The sequence below is a fragment of the Rhodopirellula sp. J20-39 genome, assembly GCF_057365095.1.
Genome location: NZ_CP195123.1, coordinates 496,803 through 513,224 on the forward strand (window position 1 = coordinate 496,803; position 16,422 = coordinate 513,224).

Consider the following 16,422-nt stretch of genomic DNA (forward strand, 5'->3'; position numbering starts at 1 on the left):
CCGTTGATGCGTTACGTCGAACTTCATTGCCGCAGTAACTTCTCGTTCCTCGAGGCGGCTTCGCATCCAGACGAACTAGTCACCCGAGCGGCTGAACTAGGCTACGAAGGCCTCGCACTGACCGATCGAGAATCCATCGCGGGTGTCGTTCGGGGACACACGCCCGCCAAAGAAGCGGGATTGAAATACATCGTCGGTACGGAAGTGCATCCGCTCGACACACCACCGTTAGTTTTGTGGCCGACCGATCGTGCTGCGTATGGACGAATGTGTCGGCTCTTATCACTAGGCCGAATGCGATGTGAAAAGGGGCGCTGCGAACTCCGTTTTGAAGACATTTCCCAATACTCCGAAGGCATATTAGCGGGCGTCAATCTGGCAAGCTCGCCATTGGAGGCTGCAAATACCAGGCCAACGGCTAATACGGGACCCAGCCAGCATCCTCGCAAATTTTTGCGTGGGGCATTTCGAGATGTCTTCGAGGACCGTGGCTATTTGCTGGCGTCACTGCATCGTGGAATTGATGATGCCGCTCAGGCGGCGTGGTTGCGCGAGACCGCCATCGCGTGTGACGTCCCGCTGCTCGCTTGCGGTGATGTTCGTTATCACACTGCCCAGCGGATGATCTTGCATGACTGTGTGACCGCTATCGCCAACGGCACCACCATTGATGCGGTCGCGGCCCAACGGTTGCCTAATAGTCAGCATCACCTTCGGACGCTTCGTGAAATTGAAGAAGTGTACCATGAGATGCCCGATGCAATCGCACGGACGATCGAAGTCGCCGACCGATGCCAATTCAGTCTTGATGATTTGCGGTACGAGTATCCCATTGAAACCGCCCCGCAAGGCATCACCCCGATCGAGCACCTCAAACGGCTGACTTGGGAAGGAGCACAGCAACGCTGGCCCGAGGGCGTCTCGCAACATGTCATCGACATGTTGAAACATGAGATCACGCTGATCGAAGAGCTCCGCTACGAAGCGTACTTCTTGACCGTTTGGGACCTGGTGCGTTTTGCACGTTCGCAAAATATTCTTTGCCAAGGTCGTGGTTCGGCGGCGAACTCTGCCGTGTGTTACTGCCTAGGGATCACCGCTGTTGATCCGACGCAAACGGATCTTCTATTCGAACGATTCATCAGTCGCGAACGCGGTGAAGCTCCCGACATTGACGTTGACTTCGAACACCAACGCCGCGAAGAGGTGCTGCAGTACCTCTATGAAAAGTATGGCCGCGATCGAGCCGGGATGACGGCGACGGTCACCACCTATCGCAGCAAGAGTGCGATTCGCGAAGTGGGGAAGGCGTTGGGGGTTTCGCCCGATGTGATCGACTCCGTTGCCAAGCTCAGTGGAAGTTATGGCCGCAACACGGAACTGCCCGAACGATGTCGGGAATCAGGACTGAATCCAGACACGCCGCTCGGTAAGCGTTTTCTCTATCTAATAGAAACGTTGGTGGGTTTCCCTCGTCACCTGTCTCAGCATGTGGGCGGGATGGTGATGACCGCAGGGAACTTGTGTGAACTGTGTGTGACCGAAAACGCGGCCATGCCAGGACGAACGGTGATCCAGTGGGACAAGGATGACCTGGATGAACTAGGGATTTTGAAAGTCGACGTGCTTGCGTTGGGAATGTTGTCGGCCATTCGGCGGTGTTTTGAATTGGTGCGTGAACATCACCAACGCGAGTTGACGCTCTCGACGATTCCCGCCGACGACACGCCGACGTACGACATGATTTGCAACGCGGATACGATCGGTGTTTTTCAAATTGAAAGCCGGGCGCAAATGAGCATGCTGCCTCGTCTTCGTCCGCGGTGCTACTACGACCTAGTGATCGAAGTTGCGATCGTGCGTCCGGGGCCGATCCAAGGCAACATGGTGCATCCATTTCTGGCGGCTCGCGAGGATCCCGAGGCAGCCATTTATCCCAACGACGCCATCAAGCGAGTGTTGGAAAAGACACTCGGTGTGCCGATCTTCCAAGAACAGGCCATGCGGTTAGCCGTTGTCGCGGCCGGCTTTACCCCCGGCGAAGCCGACCAACTGCGACGCGCGATGGCGGCTTGGCGACGACCGGGAGTGATCGATCGTTTCCGCATCAAGTTACTTGAAGGAATGAAAGCGAGTGGATTGCCCCCAGAGTTTGCGGAACATGTCTTCCATCAAATCCGAGGGTTTGGCGAATATGGATTTCCTGAATCGCACGCGGCAAGTTTCGCACTATTGGTTTACGCGTCTTGTTATTTGAAATGTCACTACCCGGCGGCGTTCTGTGCGGCGCTACTGGATAGTCAGCCGATGGGATTTTATGCGCCATCTCAGTTGGTCTCCGATGCGCGTGCTCACGGCGTGCGAGTTCTACCGATCGATGTCAATCACAGCGATGTTCGGACGCGTTTAGTAGAAGATGCCAATCGGTTCGGGCCAGCCATTCGGCTTGGTTTGCAGATGGTTCGCGGGTTGCCAGAATCAGTTGCCGACGCCATCTGCCAGTGCCGCAGCGAAGGTGGCTCGTTTGTCGATCTGAGTGATCTAACTCAGCGAGCAGGTTTGACCCGAAGCGTGATTGCTACCTTGGCCGATGCCGATGCACTGGCCTCGATCGCGCAAGATCGTCGGGCTGCGGTTTGGCAATCATTGGCAACCGAGGACGCGAGTGCCGAGATGCCTTTGCTGGCGGATTTGCAAACAGACAACAGCGTTCCCGATGAATTGATCTCGATGACTCCCGTGGAAGAAGTCCATCGCGATTACCAGACGACAGGGCTGAGCCTGAAAGCGCATCCGGTCTCGTTCATTCGCGGCGAACTTGACAAGATGCGGTGTCGTCGAGCCAGCGACCTGCCTTCGCTGCGAGATGGAATGCACGTTCGCGTCGCGGGATTGGTGCTGATGCGGCAGCGTCCGGGGACGTCCAAGGGCATCACATTCGTGACCATCGAAGACGAAACCGGCAGCATGAACTTGGTGATTTTTGCCGCTGTCTGGAAAACGTTTTTCAAGATTGCCCGTGTCAGTAACGCATGGATCGTTCATGGCAAACTTGAAAACCGAAAAGGTGTGATTCACGTGATCGTTGGACGAATCGAAGACATGTCCGAAACGGTCGACGGCTTGCATTTGAAGTCACGCGATTTCCATTAGCCCGCCGCATTCGTCTGCGGCTGTTCACTCTTGATCTTTGCCACCGGTTCGGCGAGACTGGAATGAGTTCCACTGGCTGGTTGTGATCCAGCTTCATGTCATCGACTCGTTCGTCCGGTTCGCAGCGTCGAACCTCTTGAATGCCCGTCTCGAAACTCCGTCGCCAGATTGCCTGGGTGGCGGCCCGTTTGATGCACAACCGCGAAGTCGCGGAGTACTACCAAGCAAAACAGAAAGCCGCCAAAGCCTGCGCTCGCGGTTGGGTTAAACCCGCTGATTTGCCTAGTAACGCGGAAATTCGCGAGCAAGTTCAACTGCTCTCTCGGCTTCACGACACCACCTCGCCCGAGCAAACGCTGCAGGCGATGAGGATCCGCGCTTTGTGGTGGATGCGGCAGTTGGCGCAATATCATCCTAAGTTGATCGGCAGTGTGCTGACCGGTGGGATTCGTGAAGGTTCCGATATCGACTTGCATGTGTTTGCCAATCATGCCGACACCATCGCAGATCAACTCGAAGGGCTCGGGGTGAGCTATGAACTGGAACGCAAGCGACTGGTCAAGAACCAGGAATTAAGAGTCTTCACGCACATTCATGTTCGTGATGAGTTTCCGATTGAGTTGACCGTCTATTCCACCTCACAAATCGGCGTGCGATTTCGCAGTAGCATCACAGGGAAATCCATCGAGAAAGCTTCCGCCGACGATCTCGAAAAGCTAATTCACCTCGAGCACGGTGTGGATCCTTCGCAACTTGCCGCGAACATTGTCGAAATGGATAGCAGACCGGATCGATGGAATGTCTTTCTGGCGTTGTTGCTTCCGCTTGAAAACGTCAAGCAAAGACCAACCTATCACCCAGAGGGCGACGCGCTATTTCATAGCTTGCAAGTCTTCGAACTGGCTCGCGACGAAGCCGCTTACGATGAAGAATTCTTGTTGGCGGCGTTGCTGCATGATGTGGGAAAAGCAATTGATCCGCGTGATCATGTGGCAGCGGGCTTGGAAGCTCTCGATGGATTCATCAGCAGTCGCACGGCGTGGCTAATCGCCCATCACATGGAAACGCACAAGATCCACGATCACACGATCGGCGCCCGCCGACGCCGCGTTCTGGCATCACATCCTGATTTTGAAAGTTTGTTGATGCTAGGTGATTGTGACCGAGCCGGACGCGTCCCCGGTGTCGAGACTTGCACCGTCGAAGAAGCACTCGATTACATCGAACAACTCGGTGAAATGTTCGGGTAGCTCAGCGTCGTTGGTGCCGATGTCGTGAAGGCGACTATTTTGGACGGATCGAGTGTGGTGATGTTCTAGGTAGGTGATTCCGCTAAATTTAGTGTCCCTCCTTTCATTCCCACCTCAGTCAAAAGTCTCTTTGCCATGAGAATGTTCTTCGTCCTCCTGCTTTGTTCGCTTCCGTTCGTTGCCATCAATGCCCAAAAAAAACAACCAGCGCCGATCGAGAGTCTCGATCCTGAAATGGCGGATGGCAAGCAGGCTGATGATGGTTTGGCCTGGTATGACGTCACCCAGTGGGATGTCGAGGGACGAATCTTACCGGGGCAAGAACGACAGCGTTGGTTTGATCGACTACCGAGTTCCGCTGAACAAACTGTGACTAACGCCGTTTGGAACCTCAGTCGTCACAGTGCAGGAATGATGGTCATGTTCAAGACGGATGCCACGGCGATTCACATCGATTACAAGCTGCTGAGTAATCGCTTGCAGATGCCACACATGCCCGCGACGGGAGCCAGTGGTGTGGATCTCTATGCACGTGACGACAGCGGGAAATGGCGATGGGTGCAGGTGACGCGGCCGACGACCCAGGAAGTGAAGACGAAGCTTGTCGACGGACTGGCCGAAGGTTATCGCGAGTTCGCTGCGTATTTGCCACTATTTAATGGTGTCGAATGGATGAAGATCGGAGTCGCCCCAGATAGTAAGTTCGAGACATTGTCCCCGCGAGCGAAACCCATCGTGTTCTACGGTACCAGCATCACCCACGGTGCTTGTGCCAGTCGTCCAGGCATGGTGCACACCGCGATCTTGGGACGCCGATTGGATATGCCGGTGATCAATCTTGGTTTTTCCGGCAATGGCAAAATGGATGCAGCCGTGGGCGATTTTCTGACACAAATCGATGCCGCTGTGTTTGTGATCGATTGCTTACCGAATATGAACGCGAGCATGGTTTTGCAAAAATGCGTCCCATTGGTCCAACAGATCCGTGAAAAGAAACCTGACACACCCATTGTTTTGGTGGAAGACCGCCGCAATACCAATAGCTGGATTCTTCCGACCCGTGACAAACACCACACTGCCAATCACAACGCACTGCAGGCCGCATATCAAGAATTGAAATCGAATTCGGTCAAGGACCTGTATTACATCTCGGGCGACGCGTTGTACGGATCCGATGGCGAGGGTTCAACGGATGGTTCGCACGCGAGCGACTTGGGGTTCATGCGTCAAGCGGATGTCTTTGATCCAGTGCTTCGCCAAGCTTTACAACTTGAAAAATAGACCACGTCCACTGCTGATGTGCCGAAAACTGACGTGAGCGGATTTAGATTGCATGAAGCAACCTATCGCGACCGGTCGATTAACAGAACGGGATTAGAGCCCGTTCGGCTGGCTGGCCGGATCGTTTGGGGGCGACGGAAGCCCGGTGGCAATGTTGAATAACAATCGCTTTCCCGCATTGACGGAGCTGATCGATTTCCATCGCTCACGCGATTGCTGCTGCGAACCTCCTTCAAAGTAGGGTTCACCATCGATGGCGCGGTTGTAATGCGTTGCGATTTCATCAGGGGTCAAGGCGAAATCGTACAACGCGATTTCATCCAGTGTACCGTTGAAGGGCTCGTTCATTGTCCAATTGTTATTGCCAATTGCCGCTTTGGCCGACCCACCGCTGAGGGCCAAGATCCCCATGGGAAATTGGTGTTCAAAACGCAATTCGCCGTCGATGTAGAGGCACTTCTTACCGCTGAAGCTGTCGTATGTCGCAACCACATGATGTGGTTTGCCATCGGTTAAGTCAGCAATGGTAGGGCGTCCGTCGATACCATCGAGCGGCATGTCAAGTTCGCTGTAGCCGAGCTTTTCTAAGTGCAATCCAAACGACAGGCAGGGACCAATGTCCACACGCGGCAATGCGAAGCCGCGAACGTCGTCATCGTTTTGGAAACAGAGCAGAACCCGATAGTCGCCATCTTCCTTGCGAAAGATTTCGTCGTAGTCTTTGTATTCTCCGCTCCAGTTGGACACAAACATCGCTTCGACGGAGATCCCACTGCTGAATGCCATTACACCTGTTCCGACACTCGTTCCCAAGCCTTCTTCGATCTGCAGATAGGCGTCGGTATTGTTGTCGAAATGAACCGCTCCCTTACCAACGATGCCAGCGGTAGGTGTCGCGTTGCTGCCGTAGGTTAGGGGAATGGTTGGCTGCTTCTCTGGTTCTACGTTGGGAGACGAAGGGTGTTCTTCGAAGTCCCAGTAATACAAAGGCAATCGGATGCGAGATTGCACATCGACTTGTCCATCGATCACTTGAATTGCGATCTGTTGATCATCGATGACATCCACTTCGAACTCTGTTCCCATGTCGATGATTCGCAGGTTCGCCGTGATGATTGAAAACTTGGAGTCGGGGTCGTTTAGCTTTGCATGCACGGATCCTTTGTAAAGCACTCCACTGGCACCAGAGTTGATTCCAAACAAGGCAGGCCCCTGCACGTGGAGGGTAGCACCACTGGTCGTTCGGAACTTGGTCGCACCACGGGATACCGCTAATGTTACTGGTCCGGTGGCGTCACGACTTTTTCCGATCGTACCTACCTTCTCCATTGGTTGTTCGCGATGGTCGTAACTGTAGGACATTGCATGGATGTCCAACTGTGGCGATGTCGACGATATGGGGTCCAGCAATGCAGACCGATTGCCTGCCCACCGTAGCCCAATGATGATCAATACCGAGGCCGCAAGGGCTACCGCGGTTGCGGTGACCCATCTGGGAAGTTGATCTGAGGTGGCTGTCGTTTTCGCCGCCGAAGTGTGTTGGGTGTTGGATAGGGAGTCCTGCACACTGGGCATCGCTGGTCGCGTCATGCCGATCTGGCCATGCACCATCGTGTATCGCAGATACACCCGTTGCGCGTCAGGATCATCGATCAACATCGACTCGAGTTCTGCCGTTTCGTCGGCGGACGCGGTGCCATCGATCTGCAGATCGGCAAGATCCAGCAAACGTTGCTGCGCGGTTGGTTTATTGAGTGGATTCATTTTGCGGGCTCTTAGTTTTTCGCGACGATTCTCTGGGCTTCAAGACAACTTCACGGTTTGAAGATGGCTTCTAAGGGAGATCGTTTCCTAGTTTCAATTCGACACACTCCGACAACGACCGACGCATGACTTTCAGTGATTTGTAAACCGCATGCACTGATCGCTGCCATCGTTTTGCGATTTCAGCGGCCGATTGATTTTCGCCATAAAACAAGTGAATCAATTCTTGCTGGCGTTCGCCCAGCAATTTCACGCACTCTTCCATCGCTTCCTGACGTTGGCTGATCTCGGGGCCTAGCCCGAGGGCCGTTGCCGAGATTTCGCTCATCAACGCCTCACTAAAAACATGTCGATCACGGTCGCGTGTGCGCCAATGCTTCAGTACTTGATGTCGTGTGACCCCCAACGCCCAAGCCGCAAAGTTCTCGTCCCGACGGAAACTGGAAAAGCTTTGCCAAAGCTCGAGACATGTTTCTTGATAGACGTCGTCGACTGCGGAAGGCTGATAAATCAACGACCGAATGTAGGCGAGCACGCGAAACTGGTCTCGCGTGAATAACCGCAGGAATACCTCGTAATCGTCGTGTTTAGTCAGCGGTTCGGTTTCCATTCCGCAAATCTCGATTGCACCAACGAGGAAAGTTGAAAGTCTCGCTACGGCTATTGCCGGCCACGAAAAACGCTGCTCTTGCAGCGGCCACTGCTAAGAATGGCGCGCCGGCGTTCGATTTGATACCTCTTTAGAAAGAATTCCGTGTTTGGGTACCAATCCCGCTTTCACCGGGTCACTCCTCGTTACTGCTGAAGACTTCCTTTTGTTTCCTCCGGTTTCGGGTAGAGAGATTGTTGTTGCTAGAAGCAAATCGAAACGCGATTGGGTTCATGCTGTTGCTTTTGTGTGCAACCAGTGGTTTGTCGCTTGATAAGGCAGAAGCATCGGTATCGGCAGACGGTGGTTTGTTCGAACAGCAGATCGCACCGTTGCTGGCCCGGCGTTGTCTGTCGTGTCACAGCGGCGATATGCCCGAAGGAGGCTTTTCGGTGCAAGATTCCGCGGCGTTCTTCGCCGACGGGTTTGTCGAGGCGGGAGATTCCGCGTCCAGTCATTTGATGGATCTCATTTCTCCCGATGGAAATAAGGCGCAAATGCCTAAGGATGCCGATCCTTTGTCTGGAGAGGAAATTGCGGCAATCGCGAGGTGGATCGATGCGGGGGCGAATTGGCCCGACGGTCATGTCTTGCAAGAGGCACTCATTGATGATTTCGATTGGTGGTCTTTTCAGCCGATTTCTTGCCCCTCCGTTCCCCAGTCGGATGATCCGTGGGCGCGGTCTCCAATTGATCAGTTTGTGCTGCGGAAATTGGATCAAAAGGGACTCACTCCCTCACAACCTGCGGATCGGCGAACTTTGATCCGCCGCCTCACCTACGATCTGACTGGGCTTCCACCGACGCCTGCGGAGGTTGCCAGTTTTGTTGCCGATCCCGATGAAAAGGCATACGAAAAACTCGTCGATCGATTACTGGAATCGAAGCACTACGGCGAGCGATGGGCACGGCATTGGCTGGACGTCGCCAAGTACGCTGATTCCAACGGCTACGACAAAGACAAGCTGCGGCCCAACGCTTGGCCCTATCGCGACTATGTGATTCGGTCGTTCAACGAAGACAAGCCCTACTCAAGGTTTGTGCAGGAACAAATCGCCGGCGACGTGCTATTCCCTGGAACAGCCGACGGCACGCTGGGGTTGGGGTTTATCGCCGCCGGACCGTGGGACTTCATCGGACATGTCGAGGTATCTGAATCCAAGCTGGACGGCAAGGTAGCTCGTAATCTCGATCGCGACGACATGGTCTCCGGTGCGTTCAATACGTTCTGCAGCGTGACGGTGCAGTGTGCGCGTTGCCACAACCACAAATTCGATCCGATCACTCAAGAGCAGTACTACGGCTTGCAAGCAGTCTTTGCCGCCGTTGATCGCGCCGATCGAATGTTTGATGTGGATCCAGAGGTTGCACAAAAACGCCAGCAGTGGAACAAACAGTTGGCAACCGCGAAAGCGATGCGAGAGGACATCGAAAACGAGATTACCAGGTTGGGTGGGAGCGAACTCGCTGAATTGTCGGCGAAGATCGCCAACCTGAGCAAAGATTTGAAGCCAAACAAGATTCCCGAATATGGGTATCACAGTGAAATCGTAGCGGCTCTCGATTCGGAAAAATGGGTTGAGGTCGAATTGAAGTCAGAAGTTCGGGCGTCGCGAATTGTGCTACACGCCTGTGATGACGACTTCAACAAGATCGGTGCGGGTTTCGGATTTCCGAAACGGTTCAAGATCGAATCCGCCGATGATGCTGGGAAGTGGACCACGATCTCCGACAACACGGCAGCCAACTATCCCAATCCAGGGCTGAAACCGGTCGAGTTCAAATTCGCAGAACGTCCTGTTAGACGCGTCCGTGTTACGGCGACTCGTCTGGCCAAACGCAGTTCCGACTTCTTCTTTGCACTTGCCGAGCTGCGAATTTTCTCTGCTGACCAGAATGTTGCGATGGGTGCGAAGGTTCATTCGCTTGATTCGACCGAAGCCCCCGTTCGATGGAGTCGTCAAAATTTGACCGACGGTAAATGGCCTCATCTTGGCACACCCGACGCCATACAGCGGATTTCCAAGTTGACTCAGACGCGAGACAAAATGCTTGCCGCGGTAACCACGCCGGAGCTTGCGACTCGGCGCAGCGATGCAACACGCAAGATCAACGAGGCCGAGGCGATACTGGCTGAGCTACCGCCGCAACAAACCGTCTATGCGGCGGCAACGAAGTTTACGGCTCAAAGCAATTTTAAGCCTACCGGTGGTAAACCGCGCGAAGTATTCGTTTTACATCGTGGCGAGGTCGCGATTCCAGGTGATCCCGCGGTACCCGGTGTGATACCGCTGGCCAGCGATGCTCAGTGGCAATTCGACGCCAACTTGAATGAAGCCGAACGCCGAGCGCAATTGGCCACTTGGTTAACCGATCGCGAGCATCCGCTAGTTTGGCGATCGATCGTCAATCGCATATGGCAATACCATTTCGGCCAGGGAATTGTCGCGACCCCAAACGACTTCGGTCGAATGGGAGCCGAACCGACGCATCCTGAACTGCTCGATTGGTTGGCGGTCGAGTTCCGCGATGGCGGTCAATCGATGAAGGCATTGCACCGCATGATCGTCAACAGCAACACGTACCGACAGTCCTCCGCAGATATTCCTGCTAATTCCTCGATCGATGCGAGCAATCAATACTTGTGGCGATCCAACCGCCGTCGCCTTTCCGCGGAAGAGCTGCGAGATTCGATTTTGTCGGTCAGCGGATCGTTGGACAAAACGATGGGTGGTCCCGGGTTTTACTTGTTTGCCTTGGAGAAAACGGCCCACTCGCCTCACTATCAATATCACAAGTTCGATCCTGCTGATAAGCGATCGCATCGCCGCAGCATCTACCGGTTCATCGCGCGGTCGCAACCCAATCCCTTCTTGACGACGCTCGATTGTGCTGACTCGTCGCAGAGCACTCCACGTCGAAATGAGACGCTGACATCGCTACAGGCACTTTCTCTGTTGAACAACAAGTTCAATCTGGTGATGGCGCAAGCGTTTGCAAAGCGATTGCAATCCGAGCAAAGCGAGCTTCCTGGCCAAGTTGAGCGAGCGATGCAGTTGCTTTCGCAACGACCTGCGACAGCGGCCGAGCGAGATGACCTCGTTGCTTACGCCCAAGATCATGGATTGGAAAACCTGTGTCGGATTTTGTTTAACTTAAGTGAATTTGTGTTTTTGGACTGATCGTTAGTATGCAAAATTGAAGAGAATTCGTCCGACAAGCAGGTACCAACTTTGGTGCGTTGGCGATGGCGGCAATGCTGCAAGGCGAGGCGCAATCAGCCAGCGGGGGAGCGGTTCAAGTGCTGCACCATCCACCCAAAGCAAAACGTGTGGTGCAGTTGTTCATGGCTGGCGGAGCAAGTCACATCGACTTGTGGGATCACAAGCCAATGTTGGAGAAATTTCATGGTCAGAAATCGGACTTTGGCGAACCGGTTGAAGCGTTCCAGAATGGCTTGGGACCGTGGATGAAGTCGCCGTTCAAGTTTGCGCCGTATGGTAAGACGGGCAAACAGCTCAGTGAAGTGGTTGCTCCCTTGGGAGATTGTGTCGACGACATCGCATTTGTTCACAACATGGTCGGCAAAACGGGCGTTCATTCGCAGGGCACCTACCTGCAAGCAACCGGATTCCAACGCCCAGGATTTCCCGGCATGGGAGCCTGGGTGAGTTACGGTTTAGGGGCGATCAATGAAAATCTGCCGACGTTCGTTGTGTTGCCCGACCATCGCGGCTTCGCCAGCAACGGTCCCAAAAACTGGGGCTCTGCATTCCTGCCAGCCAGTGCGCAGGGCACCACCATCTTTCCGCAGCGAGAAAACCCGATCGATGACCTAACCGCTCGTGCTGACTTTGTTACTGCAGCGGGTGACCGTGACGGCTTGGCCGTGCTGGAGCGAATGAACCGCCGCCATCTACAGCAACATGCTGGCGATTCACGACTGGAAGCTCGAATTCGATCTTACGAGTTAGCAGCCGCGATGCAGTTGAGTGCCCCCGAAGCACTGGATATCTCCGGTGAAACTGCCGAGACGATGAAGTTGTACGGATTGGATCGAATTGGGGCGACGTATCCCGACAAGATGAACGCAGCGGAGGAGGCGGAGTACTTTGGCCGGAAATGTTTGATAGCCCGACGGTTGCTACAGCGTGGAGTGCGTTTTGTCCAAATCTGGTCGGGCAACGACAATGGATTCCCTCGTCGTAATTGGGATTCGCACGAGGATATCAAACGCGATCACGGGCCGCTGGCAAGTGGAATGGCCGTTGGTACAGCAGCACTACTGAAAGACCTTAAGCGAACCGGGATGCTGGAAGACACGATCGTGTTGTGGACCACGGAATTTGGTCGAATGCCTAGCACGCAAGGCAGTAAGGGCCGCGACCATAACCCGTACGTGTTCACCAATTGGATGTGTGGCGGCGGGATTCGTGGTGGCGTCACGCATGGTGAATCAGATCAATGGGGATACAAGCCGCTAGACCGTATGAATCCCACTCAGGTCTACGACATTCACGCGACGATCCTGCATCAATTGGGAATTGATCACCAGCGTCTGACGGTCCGACACGATGGCGTCGATCGTCGATTGACCGACGTGCATGGACACGTCATTGATGACCTGATTTAGCATCGTTGTTCTTAGCGATTGAGGCCACAACAGTCACAGCCAACCTCCTTTAAACATCATCATCGAAATCAGTCGTGTTGCCGTGGGGACAGTCCCCATTCGTTACAGATGATTGCACGATGGAAAAAAAGCCTTTTCGCTTTAGGTACTAATTCCCCTTTCGACGGGTCATTTAAAAACTACTGGGAAAAGTATTTCCATTTCTCGTCTATTTCTTTTCGAAGGTTGAAAACATGGTTTATTCCAAGAAGATGCGGCAGGCGTTCACGCTCGTTGAGCTCTTGGTCGTGATCGCGATTATAGGAGTCTTAGTCGGGCTCCTGCTTCCTGCAGTGCAGGCAGCACGCGAGGCTGCACGCCGAATGAGTTGCAGCAACAATTTCAAACAGATTGGTTTAGCTATTCATAATTACCATTCTGCGTTTGATGACATGCCGATGCAGGGCTCGGGAACTGCCGAGGATTACTCAAACGTATACGACGTAGCACCGCCTAAGGGAAACAATCGCCAATGGCTTAGCTTTCTTGTTGGAATCACGCCCTTCATTGAACAACAAGCATTATGGGAACAAATCAGTAACCCCTACGTGACCACCACCGGGACCTTTCAAGCGATGGGGCCGATGCCACTTTGGTCGTATGCTCAATACGATGCGAATCCTTATACTCCCGCGATCACGAACATTCCGGGATTTCGCTGTCCAAGTGATCCAGGGAATGGGCTTCCTAGCATGGGACGAACGAACTACGCCGGTTGCTTGGGAGACGCGAATCACACGACGCGAAACATTGAACAGTACCGCCTCGATACTGGGGCCATCAATAGTTCCTTTCGAATTACTGTGTTGACTGGTGCGGCACGCGGTGCGTTTATTCTTCGAAAGCAAATGAACTTTCGCGACATTCTCGATGGCTTGTCCAATACGATTATGTGCGGCGAGATTATGACGGATCTCGGCGACGGAGACATTCGATCGACACCCGCGAATGCCGGTGGTAGGACCGCGTCTCAGTGGAAGGCTGGCGGCGTTTTGCGTTGTCGCGCTGCTGGCTTTATCGATCCGGCACGCCCACGATTTTGGCTCTCAACCCGAACCGTTTCTGGCGCTGAAGACCGACGCGGGTCGAAGTGGATGGCATCCATGCCCAACTACACAGGTTTCTACACGATGCTGCCACCGAATACAGAAACGTGCTTTCACGGCAATGTGTACGAGGAATACATCAACTCAACAAGCAGCCATCACCAAGGCGGTACCCATGTGTTGATGGGTGATGGAGCAGTTAAGTTCATCACCGATTCGATCGACGCCGGTAATTCTAATTCCGCTCAAGTGTATACGTATACGCCACAGGACCCAGCGGACTTTCTGCCGGCTGGTTCTCGTAGCCCCTTTGGGCTGTGGGGTGCACTCGGAACACGAGCGAATAAAGAAGTCATCGATACCGACTTCTAGGGTCGAGTTTAACTTTGTCCGGTGGGAAATCATCAAATATCGCTCTCGCATGGAGAGTACGCATGCAACTTTATGGGTTCTTGACCCGTTTCGTCTAATCTAAACGTGAGAGTCTTCCATGGCTAATGTCGGTTCGTTTGTACTGTTTTTCGTTTTCATCGTGGTGGCTGGGTGTGGCGATCAAGAGGGCGCCGTAGCCACTGAAGAACAAATTAAGGCTCACGTTGAAGCGTATGGTGATCAACACGTTGACCCGACTGGTTCGACTCCTCTTATCGACTGAACTTGGCTTTCTAATCAAACGCACTTTTCGATTGATCGACGCAAGTTTGGCTCGCCGGTAACGAAAGTTGGAAGTGTAATGATGGCTACATGCCAAAAAAAATGCACCGGAGTGTAATTTCCGGTGCATCGAATTGGGTTTCGAACGCAGAGACTATTCGCAGCGAACGTTCAATGATCTCGCGTTGGAAACGACAAACTGGTAAGTCGAAAACGCTTGATCTGAAGTACCTAAGAAATTACCGGCCGTAGTGGCTTGCGAGTTTTGAAAACCGCAGTCGTTTAGGAATCCATCGGGGGCGTTGCAGCCGAAGATGAATCGTTCGCCGAGTTCTTCCATGCCTTTCACGAAGTTGGCGATCTCGGCATGTGGGGAGGTACCGTCGACAACGTTTTCGGTGACGATATCGCACCACAGACGACTGTCGGGATGTTCCATTGTTTGGGACGTGGACGTTAGGATTTCGCGGTTCTCTTCGGCCGTGAAGTACATCGAACACCCCTCATAGACGATCACGGTTGGTAACTTGGGATCGAAGTCGGGATGTTGCAAAAGCAGAGTCGCAACGTCGTCGGTTTTGAAATCAGCCGCGATCATTCGGCGACTGACCACAGGCCGGTCAGTCATTTGGGCGATGACCCGAGTTCGTTCTTCCAGCATTTCCGGTAGGTCGAGTTCAAAGAATGTGGGGTTTCCTAAGCTTTCACTCATACGGAACGGACGCATGTCCAGTCCGACTCCCAGGATGACCACTTGTTTGAGATCCGGGACGCTACGGATGGTTTGATCAATGTGAGACGTTCTTGCCTTGACCATGTTTTGCAACTGAGGCAGAACACCGTTAAGGCGTTTGGCAAGCAGTTCCCCGTGGGGGCCAGCAGCGCCGCGCTCGTGTCCGACATCCACTCGCATTGCTTGATCATCAAAGGACGCTCGCAGCCCGGCGATCATTCGAGCGGACGCCTTCAGTTTCTGCGCGAATAGAGGAGAGATCCGTGGTTGTTGCTTGGTTGGCTTCAGTTGAATTGAAGGCTGAGCGAAATACTTCATTTCGGCTTCGGCAATCACTTCATCATTGGAGGTGAAGATAACCGGTAAGGTGACCAGGACTCGTTTACCGGCGAAGTATCGTTGTTGCACCGTGCGAGCGGTGTCTTCTGGAACGATGCAACTGGCTCGAAGGTGTCCTGTGCTTGGGTTTCGATATTTGACATCCATGGCGGCCAGCCAAAGTGACGCCGAGTTTTCCTCTTTGCAGCGATGGACGCCAGCCAGAGGAATGCCGCGAAGCAAAGTGGCGAGAGCGAGCCCGCCGGTATAGTCGGCCGAAAGCGAGATCAATGCAGCTTGGTGTGTCCCGTGCTGATTAGTCGACGCAACGCAAAGCGGCAACTCGGAAACGCAAAAACCTTCTTGAACTTCCTTGACCTGCCAATCGACTGCCTTGAGTACCGGAATGGCGTTGTGCAGAAGCTGAGTCATCAATTCTGGGTTAACGCGATTGCTGTAATCTTCTTCCCACGAAATGGAATGCTCTGCGAATTGTGAAACCACCATGAAGTGCCCCGTATAGGTTTGAGTGAAAACAAAGAGATGTGCCCGACGCCACGTTTTTAGTAAGTGACTTGCGATTTGCGCACTGAAAGGTGGGGCGGTTCGCTGTTTTTCTCCATTAGCGGGGTGATGAGAGCCCGGTCAGGCAAACTGTTACAAGCGTTTTGGACTCTTTGGGTCGTTGGCTGCGCGGTCCCGGTGCAATGAAGTTGAATACCAAGTGACGGTGTGAACGTTGCACATTCTTAGCGCATCCCCCGATGACTAGAGGGCCATTTGTTCAATAGGGTTTTTATGATCACTGCTCACCGGGCTAGGTTCTTCGGCACGCAATCGCACATCAGTAAGGGGTGATGGCTTGGATGCCGCTGTAAGGCAATTACCGAGTGTGCGCATCT

At 53.6% G+C, this 16,422-nt stretch carries 10 protein-coding genes; 7 read left to right on the top strand and 3 right to left on the bottom strand.

Annotation, left to right across the window (positions count from 1 at the left end; translation table 11 throughout):
- Window positions 1-6: 6 nt before the first annotated feature.
- The 3 genes from ACR3ZL_RS01685 to ACR3ZL_RS01695 all read left to right on the top strand — a co-directional run bounded on the left by ACR3ZL_RS01685 (window position 7) and on the right by ACR3ZL_RS01695 (window position 5,684).
- Window positions 7-3,153 (top strand): error-prone DNA polymerase, encoded by a 3,147-nt coding sequence (locus tag ACR3ZL_RS01685; RefSeq protein WP_473649614.1) that lies wholly within the window; start codon window positions 7-9, stop codon window positions 3,151-3,153.
- 140 nt (window positions 3,154-3,293) lie between these two features.
- Window positions 3,294-4,403: an HD domain-containing protein gene (locus ACR3ZL_RS01690; RefSeq protein ID WP_473649613.1), complete on the top strand. Its 1,110-nt coding sequence runs from the start codon at window positions 3,294-3,296 to the stop codon at window positions 4,401-4,403.
- 135 nt (window positions 4,404-4,538) lie between these two features.
- Entirely contained in the window at window positions 4,539-5,684 is a 1,146-nt protein-coding gene (locus ACR3ZL_RS01695; RefSeq protein ID WP_473649612.1) for an SGNH/GDSL hydrolase family protein, read from the top strand.
- Window positions 5,685-5,777: 93 nt separating this feature from the next.
- Here ACR3ZL_RS01695 and ACR3ZL_RS01700 read toward each other — a convergent pair whose 3' ends face one another.
- Window positions 5,778-7,448: a LamG domain-containing protein gene (locus tag ACR3ZL_RS01700; RefSeq protein WP_473649611.1), complete on the bottom strand. Its 1,671-nt coding sequence runs from the start codon at window positions 7,446-7,448 to the stop codon at window positions 5,778-5,780.
- A 70-nt stretch (window positions 7,449-7,518) separates the two neighbouring features.
- Entirely contained in the window at window positions 7,519-8,058 is a 540-nt protein-coding gene (locus tag ACR3ZL_RS01705) for a sigma-70 family RNA polymerase sigma factor (protein ID WP_473649610.1), read from the bottom strand.
- Window positions 8,059-8,297: 239 nt separating this feature from the next.
- Here ACR3ZL_RS01705 and ACR3ZL_RS01710 point away from each other — a divergent pair, with 239 nt between their 5' ends.
- The 4 genes from ACR3ZL_RS01710 (at window position 8,298) to ACR3ZL_RS01725 (ending at window position 14,470) form a co-directional block, all read left to right on the top strand.
- On the top strand, window positions 8,298-11,279 hold the full coding sequence (locus ACR3ZL_RS01710) for a DUF1553 domain-containing protein (protein ID WP_486173165.1): 2,982 nt from the start codon (window positions 8,298-8,300) through the stop codon (window positions 11,277-11,279).
- Between the two features lie 65 nt (window positions 11,280-11,344).
- Window positions 11,345-12,730: a DUF1501 domain-containing protein gene (locus ACR3ZL_RS01715; protein WP_473649608.1), complete on the top strand. Its 1,386-nt coding sequence runs from the start codon at window positions 11,345-11,347 to the stop codon at window positions 12,728-12,730.
- 233 nt (window positions 12,731-12,963) lie between these two features.
- On the top strand, window positions 12,964-14,187 hold the full coding sequence (locus ACR3ZL_RS01720) for a DUF1559 family PulG-like putative transporter (RefSeq protein ID WP_486173166.1): 1,224 nt from the start codon (window positions 12,964-12,966) through the stop codon (window positions 14,185-14,187).
- A gap of 118 nt (window positions 14,188-14,305) precedes the next feature.
- The gene (locus tag ACR3ZL_RS01725; RefSeq protein WP_473649606.1) at window positions 14,306-14,470 is read left to right on the top strand and encodes a hypothetical protein; all 165 of its coding nucleotides are present in this window, start codon (window positions 14,306-14,308) and stop codon (window positions 14,468-14,470) included.
- A gap of 153 nt (window positions 14,471-14,623) precedes the next feature.
- Here ACR3ZL_RS01725 and ACR3ZL_RS01730 read toward each other — a convergent pair whose 3' ends face one another.
- Window positions 14,624-16,027, bottom strand: coding sequence for an SAM-dependent methyltransferase (locus tag ACR3ZL_RS01730; protein ID WP_473649605.1), 1,404 nt, complete (start codon window positions 16,025-16,027; stop codon window positions 14,624-14,626).
- Window positions 16,028-16,422 lie beyond the last annotated feature (395 nt).

Bases quoted from the DNA above. Each gene is read 5' to 3' on its own strand.
- ACR3ZL_RS01685 (WP_473649614.1), top strand. From the start codon at position 7: ATGCGTTACGTCGAACTTCATTGCCGCAGTAACTTCTCGTTCCTCGAG.
- ACR3ZL_RS01690 (WP_473649613.1), top strand. From the start codon at position 3,294: ATGCCCGTCTCGAAACTCCGTCGCCAGATTGCCTGGGTGGCGGCCCGT.
- ACR3ZL_RS01695 (WP_473649612.1), top strand. From the start codon at position 4,539: ATGAGAATGTTCTTCGTCCTCCTGCTTTGTTCGCTTCCGTTCGTTGCC.
- ACR3ZL_RS01700 (WP_473649611.1), bottom strand. From the start codon at position 7,448: ATGAATCCACTCAATAAACCAACCGCGCAGCAACGTTTGCTGGATCTT.
- ACR3ZL_RS01705 (WP_473649610.1), bottom strand. From the start codon at position 8,058: ATGGAAACCGAACCGCTGACTAAACACGACGATTACGAGGTATTCCTG.
- ACR3ZL_RS01715 (WP_473649608.1), top strand. From the start codon at position 11,345: ATGGCGGCAATGCTGCAAGGCGAGGCGCAATCAGCCAGCGGGGGAGCG.
- ACR3ZL_RS01720 (WP_486173166.1), top strand. From the start codon at position 12,964: ATGGTTTATTCCAAGAAGATGCGGCAGGCGTTCACGCTCGTTGAGCTC.
- ACR3ZL_RS01725 (WP_473649606.1), top strand. From the start codon at position 14,306: ATGGCTAATGTCGGTTCGTTTGTACTGTTTTTCGTTTTCATCGTGGTG.
- ACR3ZL_RS01730 (WP_473649605.1), bottom strand. From the start codon at position 16,027: ATGGTGGTTTCACAATTCGCAGAGCATTCCATTTCGTGGGAAGAAGAT.